Annotated in this window: 13 protein-coding genes; 2 read left to right on the top strand and 11 right to left on the bottom strand. The window is 46.0% G+C overall.

Features of this window, described 5'->3' with window-relative positions; translation table 11 throughout:
* Positions 1–59 precede the first annotated feature (59 nt).
* The 6 genes from accC to pdxA form a co-directional block, all read right to left on the bottom strand.
* Positions 60–1,412: an acetyl-CoA carboxylase biotin carboxylase subunit gene (accC, locus tag GTQ38_RS10490; protein ID WP_161435477.1), complete on the bottom strand. Its 1,353-nt coding sequence runs from the start codon at positions 1,410–1,412 to the stop codon at positions 60–62.
* An 88-nt stretch (positions 1,413–1,500) separates the two neighbouring features.
* Positions 1,501–1,995: an acetyl-CoA carboxylase biotin carboxyl carrier protein gene (accB, locus tag GTQ38_RS10485; protein ID WP_161435476.1), complete on the bottom strand. Its 495-nt coding sequence runs from the start codon at positions 1,993–1,995 to the stop codon at positions 1,501–1,503.
* Between the two features lie 36 nt (positions 1,996–2,031).
* Positions 2,032–3,027, bottom strand: coding sequence for a beta-ketoacyl-ACP synthase III (locus tag GTQ38_RS10480; RefSeq protein ID WP_161435475.1), 996 nt, complete (start codon positions 3,025–3,027; stop codon positions 2,032–2,034).
* A 174-nt stretch (positions 3,028–3,201) separates the two neighbouring features.
* Positions 3,202–3,393: a 50S ribosomal protein L32 gene (gene rpmF, locus GTQ38_RS10475; RefSeq protein WP_161435474.1), complete on the bottom strand. Its 192-nt coding sequence runs from the start codon at positions 3,391–3,393 to the stop codon at positions 3,202–3,204.
* Positions 3,394–3,400: 7 nt separating this feature from the next.
* Positions 3,401–3,934, bottom strand: coding sequence for a YceD family protein (locus tag GTQ38_RS10470; protein WP_161435919.1), 534 nt, complete (start codon positions 3,932–3,934; stop codon positions 3,401–3,403).
* A 117-nt stretch (positions 3,935–4,051) separates the two neighbouring features.
* Positions 4,052–5,098, bottom strand: a complete 1,047-nt coding sequence (pdxA, locus tag GTQ38_RS10465) for a 4-hydroxythreonine-4-phosphate dehydrogenase PdxA (RefSeq protein WP_161435473.1) — start codon at positions 5,096–5,098, stop codon at positions 4,052–4,054.
* Positions 5,099–5,157: 59 nt separating this feature from the next.
* Here pdxA and GTQ38_RS10460 point away from each other — a divergent pair, with 59 nt between their 5' ends.
* Entirely contained in the window at positions 5,158–5,745 is a 588-nt protein-coding gene (locus tag GTQ38_RS10460; RefSeq protein WP_161435472.1) for a riboflavin synthase, read from the top strand.
* A 17-nt stretch (positions 5,746–5,762) separates the two neighbouring features.
* Here GTQ38_RS10460 and GTQ38_RS10455 read toward each other — a convergent pair whose 3' ends face one another.
* Positions 5,763–6,857 carry an acyltransferase family protein gene (locus tag GTQ38_RS10455; RefSeq protein ID WP_161435471.1) on the bottom strand — a complete coding sequence of 365 codons (1,095 nt, stop codon included), beginning with the start codon at positions 6,855–6,857 and terminating at the stop codon, positions 5,763–5,765.
* Positions 6,858–6,862: 5 nt separating this feature from the next.
* On the bottom strand, positions 6,863–8,674 hold the full coding sequence (locus tag GTQ38_RS10450) for a sodium:solute symporter family protein (RefSeq protein ID WP_161435470.1): 1,812 nt from the start codon (positions 8,672–8,674) through the stop codon (positions 6,863–6,865).
* A gap of 73 nt (positions 8,675–8,747) precedes the next feature.
* Here GTQ38_RS10450 and GTQ38_RS10445 point away from each other — a divergent pair, with 73 nt between their 5' ends.
* Positions 8,748–9,503, top strand: coding sequence for a sulfite exporter TauE/SafE family protein (locus tag GTQ38_RS10445; protein ID WP_161435469.1), 756 nt, complete (start codon positions 8,748–8,750; stop codon positions 9,501–9,503).
* Positions 9,504–9,518: 15 nt separating this feature from the next.
* On the opposite strand, the gene GTQ38_RS10440 is transcribed toward GTQ38_RS10445, so the two are convergent.
* Genes GTQ38_RS10440 through GTQ38_RS10430 form a run of 3 tightly spaced genes read right to left on the bottom strand, consistent with a single transcriptional unit; the run spans position 9,519 to position 12,861 of the window.
* Positions 9,519–10,367, bottom strand: coding sequence for an endonuclease/exonuclease/phosphatase family protein (locus GTQ38_RS10440; protein WP_161435468.1), 849 nt, complete (start codon positions 10,365–10,367; stop codon positions 9,519–9,521).
* Positions 10,364–12,004 carry a sulfatase family protein gene (locus tag GTQ38_RS10435; protein ID WP_161435467.1) on the bottom strand — a complete coding sequence of 547 codons (1,641 nt, stop codon included), beginning with the start codon at positions 12,002–12,004 and terminating at the stop codon, positions 10,364–10,366. The genes GTQ38_RS10440 and GTQ38_RS10435 overlap by 4 nt, the downstream gene beginning before the upstream one ends.
* A complete protein-coding gene (locus GTQ38_RS10430) occupies positions 12,001–12,861 on the bottom strand; it encodes an alpha/beta hydrolase (RefSeq protein WP_238857901.1) in 861 nt (286 codons plus the stop codon). The genes GTQ38_RS10435 and GTQ38_RS10430 overlap by 4 nt, the downstream gene beginning before the upstream one ends.
* Between the last annotated feature and the right edge of the window lie 103 nt (positions 12,862–12,964).

Genomic DNA, 12,964 nt, shown 5'->3' with positions numbered 1-12,964 from the left:
GAATGTCTTAGCCGGGCGGACGCTCGAACGGACAAAAAGCTTTTTCACAACCTCATTTATTAGTCGTCGTATGCAGGGTCCATTTCAAAGTCGTCCATAAAGGCCGTGGTATAGTTCCCCGCCAGGTAGTCCGGATGATCCATCAATTGCCTGTGAAATGGAATTGTGGTCTTAATACCTTCTATTACGAATTCGTCCAGGGCCCTTTTCATTTTGTTGATCGCCTCTTCCCTGGTCTGGGCGGAAGTGATCAGCTTGGCGATCATGGAATCGTAATTCGGTGGGATCGTATAGCCACTGTAGACATGGGTATCCAGTCTTATTCCATGTCCTCCCGGCGTATGCAGCGTAGTGATCTTTCCAGGTGATGGCCTGAAGCCATTATAGGGATCTTCCGCGTTGATACGGCACTCTATGGAATGCAGCTTGGGCGTATAATTCTTTCCTGAGATCGGTACACCACCGGCCACCAGTATCTGTTCACGGATCAGGTCGTAGTCAATTACCTGTTCGGTTATCGGGTGTTCCACCTGGATACGGGTATTCATTTCCATAAAATAGAAATTCCGGTGCTTGTCCACCAAAAACTCAACTGTACCAGCCCCTTCGTATTTGATGTACTCGGCGGCCTTCACGGCTGCCTTTCCCATTTCGTCCCTTAATTTATCCGTCATAAAAGGAGAGGGAGTCTCTTCTGTCAGTTTCTGGTGCCTTCTCTGAACCGAACAATCCCTTTCGGAAAGGTGGCAGGCTTTTCCATACTGATCGCCCACAACCTGGATCTCGATATGACGGGGTTCTTCGATCAGTTTTTCCATATACATCCCTCCGTTTCCGAAGGCTGCCGTAGCTTCTTTTACCGCGCCTTCAAAAAGCTCCTCCATCTCTTCTTCTTTCCAAACGGCGCGCATTCCTTTACCACCACCTCCGGCAGTAGCTTTGATCATAACAGGGTAGCCGATCTTTTTGGCGGTCTTCTTGGCATCTGCCACATCCTTCATCAGGCCGTCAGAGCCAGGAATGGTAGGTACACCTGCTTTTTTCATGGTTTCCTTGGCGGTTGCCTTGTCGCCCATCTTATCTATCTGTTCGCCTGAGGCGCCGATAAATTTGATCTCATGCTCTGCACAGATCTTGGAGAATTTTGAATTTTCAGAGAGAAATCCGTATCCCGGATGAATGGCATCTGCGTTGGTAATCTCCGCCGCAGCGATAATATTAGGGATCTTCAGATAAGATTCGCTGCTGGGCGCAGGGCCAATACAAACGGCTTCGTCCGCAAAGCGTACATGAAGACTTTCCTCATCAGCTTTGGAGTAGACCGCAACGGTTTTGATCCCCATCTCCTTGCAGGTTCTGATGATCCGCAATGCAATCTCCCCTCTATTTGCTATCAGTATTTTTTTAAACATAGCTGTCTAAATTTCAAGTTTCAAATTCCAAATAAACCTTGGATTTGGAACCCGCCTGTAGTCAGGTAGGTTTGGTTTTTTGATTTGCCTATGAAGGATCAATTAAGAACAACGGCTGGTCAAATTCCACAGGAGAGGAGTCATCCACCAGGACTTTTACCACCTTTCCGGCCACTTCTGACTCTATGTCGTTGAAGAGTTTCATCGCCTCAATCACACAGAGTACATCTCCTTTGGATATGGTATCACCAACCTCCACAAAAACGGGCTTATCCGGCGAAGGTTTTCGGTAGAAAGTCCCGATTATCGGAGATTTAATGGTAATGTACTTAGAATCATCTTCGGCTTCTGCCTTAGGTGCGGCATCGGCTTCCGGAGCTGCTTCGGGTGCTGCTTGTGGTGCTGCTGCCTGCGGTACCGGCGCAGGAGCCACCGGAATCTGTTGAACGTAGGTTGTTTCGGAACCTGAGCCTGTTGCCCCGGTTCTGATCGTGATCTTAATATCGTCTGTTTCCAGCTTTACCTCGCTGGCACCGGATTTGGCTACAAACTTGATAAGACTCTGAATTTCTTTGATATCCATGGATTTCAGGTTTTAGTTAGTTGAGTTGCTGTATTATTAAGGGTTATACGCCCATTTCAGGTAGATAGAACCCCAGGTAAATCCTCCGCCAAAAGCCGCAAAGACCAGATTGTCTCCTTTCTTTAATTGGCTCTCGTAGTCTGACAGTAAAAGTGGTAAAGTTGCTGAGGTGGTATTTCCATACCGCTGAATATTCATCATTACCTTACTGTTATCCAATCCCATGCGATGAGCGGTGGCATCTATGATCCGCTTGTTCGCCTGGTGTGGTACCAGCCAGTGCACATCGTCATGTGTGAGGTCATTGCGCTCCATAATGCGTGCAGCGACATCGGCCATATTTGAAACGGCAAACTTAAAAACGGACTTGCCGTCCTGAAACACATAGTGTTGCTTGTTCTTAACGGTTTCTTCCGAAGCCGGTAATAGCGAACCTCCCGCCTCGATCTTCAGGAACTCCCGTCCGCTGCCATCAGATCTCAGGTATTCATCCATAAGTCCAAAGCCTTCCGTATTGGGCTCAAAAAGAACCGCTCCCGCTCCATCACCAAAAATAATGCAGGTCGTTCTGTCTGTATAGTCCAGGATAGACGACATTTTATCCGCTCCAATGAGCAGGACTTTCTTATACTTCCCGGACTCAATATATCGAGCTGCCGTAGACATCCCATACAAAAAATTGGAACAGGCGGCTTGCAGGTCATAAGCAAAAGCATTTACAGCCCCAATTTTTGATGCCACATAAACCGCGGTAGCTGCCACCGGAAGATCCGGAGTAGCTGTACCCAAAATAACCAGGTCTATTTCCTTAGGGTCTATCTTGCTTTTTTGGATAAGGTCTTCTGCGGCTTTAATAGCCAGGTAAGACGTGCCTTTATCCTTGTCCTTTAAAATTCTTCTTTCTTTGATTCCCGTCCTGGTCGTTATCCATTCATCAGTGGTATCAACCATTGTTTCGAGGACCTTATTGGTAAGTCTGAAGTCTGGAACGTAAGCCCCTACAGCCGTAATAGCTGCCGTTAGTTTGCTCATGCTAATGCTCAGTTTTAGCTATAAACCTTTGAAAAATGCTCCAAAATTGGTGAAAAGTAAGGATTTTTTGTGACTTTTCGTTTAAAAACCCCCTTTTTAGGAATTTTTGAATTCCATAAAAAACTCCTACTTAAAAAAGCAGGAGTTGGTATAGTGTCTTTACGATTTATGCGCCTAGGCTTCTTCGGTCTTATCGATCAAGACCTGGCCTCTGTAGTACAATTTCCCTTCGTGCCAGTGAGCCCTGTGATACAAGTGCATTTCTCCTGTGGTAGGATCCGTTGCAAGGGTTGGAGCAACCGCTTTGTAATGGGTTCTTCTCTTGTCTCTTCTGGTCCTTGATATTTTCCGTTTAGGATGTGCCATTTGAAACTTATTTATCCGTTAGTAAATCCTTTAATGCATCCCACCTGGGATCTGTATTTTCTTTGTTTTCTTTTGCCTCTCCCGGTTGTAATTCCTCCAGTCTGTCCAGAACATCAGATTTTAAACTGCCGTCTGCAACTCCGGGATGAATCCTTTTAGAAGGCACAGCCAAAACGAGCATTTCGTACACATATTGCGCGATATTAACCTGATGCTCTCCATGCGGGATGATGAGAATCTCATCATCTTCGTTATTGTACGATTCTCCGAACTTGACCACGAGTTCCAGAGTTCCTTCGATTTTCTGATCGTAAGGTTCACTGGTAAGGTCGCATGCTACATTAACCGTTCCGCCAGCATTCATCTCAAACTCCAGCATGGTACTCATCTTGTGCAGTTTTACCAGCAGTTCGATGTTGGCCCCGTTGAATTCATCATAACCGAAAGACTCAAAGAACGAATTGTCAACCGTGTACTTAAACTCGTGTTTTCCTTCTTTCAACCCGGAAAAAGGAATGTTGTATTCCTTGTGCTTCTCCATCATACACTAGTTTAAGGCGTGCAAAGATACTTTTTTTTTCCTAACACCCAATCAAAAATAAAATATATTTCCGCTCGTCCTGGCCTATCCCTAAGAATATTTTTCGGCCACTCCCTGCTACTTTTTTATTTTCTGTTTTTGCAGGGGATTTGAGGTAAGTTCCAGGTATTCTTCGCGGTTCTTAAAAATACTAATGGCTGTGAAAACTGCCTCTTTGAATGAACTGTGATCCGCCTGGCCCTTACCTGCAATTTCATAGGCAGTTCCATGGTCCGGAGATGTCCTTACTTTAGAAAGGCCAGCCGTGAAATTCACCCCTTTTCCAAATGCCAGAGTTTTGAAGGGGATGAGTCCCTGATCGTGATAGGCAGCCAGGATAGCGTCAAAATTCAGATGGTTTTCGGATCCAAAAAAACTATCTGCGGCGTAGGGTCCGAACATCAAATGTCCTTCATCGGATAATTGCCTTATCACAGGCCTGAGGACCTCATCATCCTCCTTCCCAATAACCCCGTCATCGCCACTGTGCGGATTGATGCCCAGGAAAGCGATCCTGGGTTTTCTAATGGCAAAATCCATTTTAAGGGAACGCTCGATTGTTTTGGCCTTTTTTACAATAACCTCCGGGGTAATCTCGGCCGCCACTTCCTTAACCGCCACATGATCTGTAAGCAATCCTACCTTTAGTTGTTCTGAGACCATGAACATCAGGCTTTCTCCTTCAAGTTCCTTAGCCAGGTAGTCCGTATGTCCGGGGAAATTGAAATCCTCGGACTGAATATTTTTTTTGTTGATGGGGGCGGTTACCAGTACGTCTATCTCCCCGGCCTTGAGTGAAGCGACGGCGGCTTTCAGGGATCTGATGGCATAGTCGCCTGCCTCTGAGGTACATTCCCCAAATTCCGTTTTGGGCATATCCTTCCAGACATTTACCACATTTATTTTGCCATCCAAAGGTTTCCTGGCATTGGGGATCCCGTTGAAATTAAAATCAATTCCCAAGGCTTTTTTTTGAAAGGAGATGGTTTTATTGGATGCGAAGAAAACCGGGGTACAAAAATCCAGCATTCTCGAATCTTCGAAGGTTTTCATGGCCACTTCGCAGCCAATCCCATTCAGATCACCAATGGAAATCCCCACCTTAATTTTCGCTTTTTCCTGCATTATATCTTTACCTTTGTATCTTCTTTGATAAGCGCAAAACTACTCAATTTAAGAAGAACATGTTTACAGGGATTATTGAAACTTTAGGAACCGTGGTTCAGCTGGAAAAAGAGGGTGGAAATCTTAGTATTTCGGTCAAGTCTTCCATTAGTTCAGAGCTTCAGATAGACCAGAGTGTTATGCACAATGGAGTCTGCCTCACAGTGGTAGCTCTGGAAGGAGATACCTATACGGTTACCGCCATAGAAGAAACTTTGGAGAAGACCAATTTGGGAGAGCTTCAAATAGGAAGCCTTGTCAATCTTGAACGCGGCTTAAAGGTGGGTTCCCGTCTGGACGGTCACATAGTCCAGGGACACGTAGACCAGACGGCAAGGTGCACCGGCATTACTCAGAAAGACGGTAGCTGGCTTTTTACCTTTGAATATGAACCGTCGAAAAACAATGTTACCATAGAAAAGGGTTCCATAACCGTAGACGGTGTGAGCCTTACGGTTGTAGATTCCGAAGATGACCGTTTTAGTGTGGCCATCATCCCCTATACTTTTGAGAATACTCTGTTCCAATATTACAACCCGGGAACAGTGGTTAACCTGGAGTTCGATGTGATCGGTAAATATGTGGCACGCTTGCTGGGTCCCCGTTGAGAATGCTCCGGGCCCAGTCAGACCTTGATAAAGATATTTCTTTTGTAGAGCCAATAGGCCAGCAATACGTAAAACGCTACTACGGTAAGGCCATAGAGCAGGGAGGAGAACTGGGCCGACAGAAAATCCTGTACAAATACAGTCTCAAAAAGCCAGGCGTGTAACGATAATTCCTCACTCACTTTGATGGAATAGAATAACTTGGTGATAAAGCTCGACAAGAAATAGACCGTGATGGCATTGGCCCCTGCATATCGAAAAATACTACCAAACTGGATTTTCCTGACATCAGTGATATAGTAGATCAGCGCCAGGAACATATTGGCCCAGCCCGCCGTGACCAGTACAAAACTGCTGGTCCAGAGCGCCTTGTTGATCGGAAAAACTAGATCCCACAAATGTCCTAAAATCAGGAGACTTCCTCCTATCCCCACCATCAGGCGGATCTTTTGTTCCTGTTTTGAGGTTAGGATAAGGCCGGTAAATATTCCGAGTAATGCGGAACAAATTGCCGGTATGGTGCTGAGCAGGCCTTCGGGATCGTAATCGTCTTTCCACATATGCGTGCCCAGAACGTTCAGGTCTATGTAGTTTGCGAGGTTATTTGGAGCCCTTTCAAAAGTGGAGGCCATTCCGTTTACCGGTACAAACCCCATTAACAACCAGTAACCAACAAGTAAAAAAGCGCAGATCCCGATCAGGGTTTTCCATCTGAAATTGAGGAACATAATAGCGGCAAAGAAGAAGACAACACCGATGCGCTGCAATACTCCAGGGAAACGGATCTCGCTAAATTCCTTAATAAAGGGAAAGGATATGGTGAAAGCCCCGAGGAACAAGCCCAATCCTATTAGTTTTAAGCTCCTTATGGTGATTTTCTTATAAGCCGCGGCGTCCGCTTTTTTATGCTTGTACGCGAATACGATAGAGGTTCCCACAATAAAGAGGAAAAAGGGGAAAACCAGGTCTGTGGGGGTATACCCATGCCATTCCGCGTGCAAAAATGGGGCGTAAACACTGGACCAGGTCCCTGGAGTATTCACCAGGATCATAAGGACTATGGTCAGGCCCCTGAAAATATCTACGGAAATTATTCTGTTTTTTAGCGCCATTCTGATTACAAAAGATTATCCTTCATCCTGTTCCATGCTCGTATCAATAGTATTCCTGAAACTATGGCCACCGCAGTTAGGATGAAAGCTGCAGTAGTTCTTCCATAGATCCAATAGCCCGTTGCGAACAAGAGGGAATAAATAAGCGCAACACCCAAAAGCATCGCTGTGATCCCGGACGGCACACTCCATTTTTCCTGGCTGTTAACAATTTCTACTTGTTCTGCCCTGGCCTCATCTACCACCTTATTCCATCCCGGACCACCAGGTTGGATCTTCTGGTAAAAGCTTCTGAGCACCTCTTTGGTTTCAGGTTGGGTCAGGAAAGTCGCTGCCAACCAAACCACGGAGGTAAATACCATTATGAATGGCAGTTCAGCCCAATCCGGCATTAGTCCGGTTTCCGGGTCAAATAAAAAGGGTTTCAGGGAGGTGGTCTCCAATAAAATAGCCAGTATTCCAGAGGAGAACATGGCTGAAATCTCGCTCCATGCATTAATCCGCCACCAGAACCATCGAAGAATAAATATCAAACCTGTTCCGGCCCCGAAGGAGAGCAGCAGATTGAACACTCCCATAGCGTTTTGCATGGCCAGGGCCAGAAACGCGCTCAGGACCATCAGAACCACGGTAGACAATCTACCCACGGCCACCATTTGTTTTTCTGTGGCATTCGGATTGATCTGCTGTTTGTAAAAGTCGTAAACGATATAAGAAGATCCCCAGTTGAGCTGGGTAGATATGGTACTCATATATGCGGCAATCAAAGAGGCCAGCACTACTCCGAGCAGACCACTGGGCAATTTGGTCAACATGGCGGAATAGGCCAGGTCATGACCCAACTTATCTGCCGGAACATTGGGAAATGCAGCTGATATACTTGCTACATCGGGGAAGACAACCAGGGATGCCAGGGCTACCAGTATCCACGGCCAGGGCCTTAATGCGTAATGCATGATATTAAAGAAAAAGGTCGCGCCTATGGCGTGGTTCTCGTTCTTGGCAGCCAGCATTCGTTGGGCGATATAACCCCCGCCCCCTGGTTCGCCACCAGGATACCAGGAACTCCACCACTGTACCGCCAGGGGGATGATCAGAATAGTGATAACCGCCTTTTTATCGCTGAAATTGGGTAAAATGTTCAACTTATCCCTAACGTGTTCACTTTCCAGTATCGCCTGCATCCCGCCTACCTCCGGGATATTTACCAGGTAAAAGGCCGCACCAATGGCTCCTGCCATCGCTACGAAAAACAATAGAAAATCTGTATAAACAACACCTTTAAATCCTCCCAGCGCACTAAAGATAACCGTAATCAGACCAGCGCTTATCACTGTTTCCCAAGGTTCCAGCCCCAACATAATACCTCCTATTTTGATGGCTGCCAAAGTCACAGCAGACATGGTAATAACGTTGAAGAATATCCCCAGATAAACCGCACGGAACTTCCGCAAAAAACTAGCCGCTTTTCCGCCGTACCGTATTTCATAGAACTCCAGGTCTGTGTTCAGGTTAGATTTTCGCCACAGCTTGGCGTAAACGAAGACCGTCAGCATTCCGGTAAGCAAAAAGCACCACCATCCCCAGTTTCCGGATACTCCAGTGGTACGCACCAGGTCCGTTACCAGGTTAGGCGTATCCGTAGAAAAAGTAGTGGCCACCATGGAGAGCCCCAAAAGCCACCAGGGCATGGTTCTGCCGGATAGAAAGAATTCGGAAGAGCTCTTACCCGATTTTTTTGAGACATAGATCCCGATTCCTAAAACGATTGAGAAAAAGACAATGATAAAGGAGTAGTCTAGTGTACTGAGTTCCATAGTTTGGTCTTGGTCGAGCCATAAAGATATATTTTTTTGAAATACCTTTGTTTCCCATTCCTAAAAACCAATCATGCCCTTATTCAGCAACCCGGATATCTCTGTAACTTCCTGGGTGATCGCATTTGTAGCCTCTTTTGTATTGGGAATTTCAAAATCCGGGATCAAGGGGATCGCGGTTATCATTGTCACCTTAATGGCCTTGGCTTTTGGTGCCAGAGAATCTACCGGACTTATCGTTCCCATGTTGGTGGTGGGAGATCTGTTCGCAGTATTCTATTACAACCGACATACGCGTTGGAACTACATTCTAAAGTTTTTACCGTGGATGGTCCTGGGACTGCTTATCGGTGTTCTGATTGGCAGGGACCTGCCCGAAAAAACCTTTAAGGTCTGTATGGTAGTAATTATTCTTACTACCGTTTTTATGATGGCCTGGTGGGATTTACGCAAGACCAAAACGGTTCCTACACATTGGGCTTTTGCCAGCTTTATGGGACTAATGGCAGGCATAACCACCATGATTGGAAACCTGGCGGGGGCCTTTTCCAATGTTTATTTTCTGGCGAAGCGACTGCCTAAAAACGAATTTATCGGAACGGCTGCCTGGCTGTTCCTCATTATTAACGTCCTAAAACTCCCGTTCCACTTCTTTGTCTGGGAGACCATAAGTCTGGAAAGCCTCTGGATCAATTTAAAGCTTTTACCCGGAGTAATTTTGGGGTTGTTTGTGGGGGTGCGTTTGGTTGGGGTGATCAAAGAAGGATTCTATCGCAAAATGATCCTGGTGTTAACCGCCCTTGGGGCTATAATGATATTGTTCCGATAAGCACCCGCTTTATTTTCACCTCTCAAAACTCAATTCGGCATAAACCGGAAGGTGGTCCGAGGGGTACCTGCCATTTTGGGTATGGCTTAAAATGGCATATCGCATCAATTCAAACCCCTGTTGCGATATAAAGATGTAGTCGATACGCCTGCTCACTGTTCCGTCAACTTCAAAGCCACTGAAAGTGCCTTCAGGGCCAAAGGAAAACTCTTTTGCCAGTTGATGCGTGTCTTTCATCTTTGAAGCAAGGTGTTGGATGGCCGGATGATCTGGTTCAAGGTTTAGATCACCCATAACCACAACAGGCAGATCTTCCTTATTGATCTCATCTATTTTCTTAAGAATAAGGTAAACACTTTGGCTACGGGCCTCTTCCCCTATATGATCAAAATGAGTGTTGAACACATAGAATTTTTTTTGGTCTTTTTTGGTCCGGAACAGGCCATAGGTGCATACCCTGTTCAGGGCGGCATCCCACCCTTTGGAAGGGCTTTCCGGGGTTTCCGAAAGCCAGAAAGTCTCACCTTTTAGCAGTTCAAGCTTTTCGGTGTTGTAGAATATCGCTGAAAACTCTCCTGCAGACTCCCCATCGTCTCTTCCTTTTCCGGTATACTGGTATCCACCCAGACCGGATTTTATGTCTTGCAGTTGATGGGCCAGTGCTTCCTGGGTTCCAAAGACATCCGGAGCATGGAACTTGAGTTGTGAGATCAGAACATCCTTTCGGTTATCCCAGCTACTTGGGCCATCCTTGGGATTGTCATAGCGAATATTATAGGTCATTGTCTTTATGGTCTGTCCATTAAGTACAAGACCGAACAATGCCATCATCAAGAAAGCGCATACCGGTTTTAGGTGTTTCATTTCAATCCGGGTCCTTTTAATCTTTCGAAATCCTTGAAGGCTTTATTAACTAATTCCCTAGGTGCCTGCTCAAATTCCTTTGGCGTTACTTTGTAATGTTCCTGGACACTATCCAACCTGGAACGCATATTTAAGACAACTTCCTTGTACTGCTCATCCTCAATAGCGTTGTACAACTCTTGCGGGTCTTTCTCCAAATCGTAAAATTCCCAGCTGTCTATATCGTCATAAAAATGCATTAGTTTATAGCGCTTTGTCCTAATTCCATAGTGCTTTTTTACCATGTGGAAGGCCGGATAGTCGTAATAATGGTAGTAGACCAGTTCCCTGAAATCATCGGCAGTCTCCGTACCTTCCAATAGTTTCCTGAATGACTGTCCCTGCATTTCTGAGGTTAGCTCTTGTCCTCCTGCAAAATCCAAAAAGGTCTGGGCAAAGTCCAGGTTTTGCACAAGTGCAGTGATCTGGCTCCCCGGTTGAATGACCCCAGGTAGTTGCATCAGCAAGGGCATTTTAAGGGATTCCTCATACATAAAGCGCTTGTCAAACCATCCTTTCTCCCCCAAATAGAATCCCTGATCCGAGGTATAGACCACCAGGGTATTTTGGTCAAGACCTGCTGTTTCCAGATAGTCCAATATTTGACCAACACCCTCATCTACCGCAGATATGCTGGCCAGATAGTCCTGAAGATATCGCTGGCCCAGCCATCTATCCAGATCCTCCCCTTTAAGTTTGGCCTTGTGGTAGGCATCGTTTTTTGCCTGATATGCTTTATCCCATTCCTGCCTCTGAGCTTCGGTCATCCTCTCAAAATTTGAAGGCCAGGGATTATAGCCAATCTCCGGAGAACCCAATTTTTCAGTCAGTTTCAGGTCATAACCGGCGTACATATCCTCGTAGATCGTTTGCTGTTGTTCCCTGGCAGCCTGTTGGCCCTGGTGTTCTGCAAAATAGGTGTCCGGAAGCGGGAAATTTATGGAATCGTATTGGTTGGCGTGCCTGAGGGCCGGCATCCAGTTTCGGTGTGGGGCTTTGTGATGTAACATCAAAAAGAAGGGCTGGCCGGAATCTGCCTGGGTTTTTAACCATGAAAGTCCTTTATCTGTAATGATATCGGTTGCATAACCGTTGATAATGCTACTGTCTCCTTCCTTAATAAATTTGGGGTTATAATAGTGTCCCTGTCCTTCAATGATATCCCAGTAGTCAAATCCTGTAGGAGCTCCGTGAAGGTGCCATTTCCCCACTATGGCCGTTTTGTAGCCCTTTTGTCTGAGGTACTTTGGAAGCGTTGGCTGACTGCCGTCAAATCGCTCACCATTCATCCTGAAACCATTGATATGGCTGTGCTTTCCAGTGAGTATTACCGCACGGCTGGGACCGCAAATAGAATTGGTGCAAAAACTGTTCTGGAAGAGTACTCCGTTCTTAGCAATACGATCTATATTGGGTGTAGGTGCCAAATGGCTGATAGGATGCCCGTAGGCGCTTATGGCCTGGACCGCGTGGTCATCAGACATTATAAAAACGATATTCGGTGGAGTGTCCGGCTTCTTCTCCGTCTGTGCTTCCTGCTTACAGGACAGTATTAGTACAGACAAACTCAATAAACCGAAAAGTCTTCTGGTGTTCATGGGTTTTTAGGTTGTAGTTTTATTCTGGATTGAATCAGTTGATTTTCAAGGATCGTCCTTTGAATGAATTCTGCTATGACATCGGTATAGCTATAGGCCAGATTGGCCCAGTCGTGATTTCCATCCGGGTCGTACATCAGTTGATAGCTGCAATTCAGTTCTTTCAGCTTTTCTGCAATGGCTTCTGAGCCATCCAGGATGAGATATCCGGTGGCATCCGTATCACAGTAATGATGAGGAGCCTGGCCATAGGGTACCAGATTGTCTTTTTCTCCGTGAAACATCAATGCGGGAACGGCATTTTCGGACTGGAGGTAACCCGCGTCCACCACAGCTCCCGCAAAAGAAACCACTCCGGCGAATTTAATATCCGGGTAGGGCAGGGATCTGAAATCCTGATGATATCTCATAAAGGCTGTATTCAGTACTGCCTCGGCTCCTGCACTACTTCCTGCCAGTATTATTTTCTCCTTGTCAAAACCAAGTTCTGTTGCCCGGTCAGTCAGGTATTTTGTAGCCTTTAGAATATCTTCAGTGGCCGCTTGAAAGGTCTGGATCTTTTCATTGGCCGGGCAATCACAACCAAAGGACTTGCCTTTGCGAGTCAGGCGGTAACTTATAGAAGCCACCGTATACCCCTTTCCTGCCATAGCTTCACAAAAACCGCGCTCCAGCTCGTTGTCCCTTGTACCTATGGCGAATCCGCCACCGTGGACGAGGAGAATTAAAGGCCTCCGTATGGCCGTATCTTTTTTAGGGCTGTAAAAATCCAATTTTAGCGTATCTGCATAGTTTAAAGTAAGCAGCTGGGTTTCGGTAAAAACGGTTTCCAGATATCGCCGCTGTCCATAACTCATATTTATTGAGAGGAATAGCAGTATTAAAAGGCAAAAGTTAAGGTTGGAACAAAATCTCATACTTGGTTTCAATCTTTTGGAATCATGGTCTGAGCACTAAAAT

This window comes from Poritiphilus flavus (assembly GCF_009901585.1).
In the GTDB taxonomy this organism is placed as follows: Bacteria; Bacteroidota; Bacteroidia; order Flavobacteriales; family Flavobacteriaceae; genus Poritiphilus; species Poritiphilus flavus.
The sequence above is the reverse complement of the archived record's forward strand: the minus strand, read 5'-3'. Positions and strand labels throughout refer to the sequence as shown.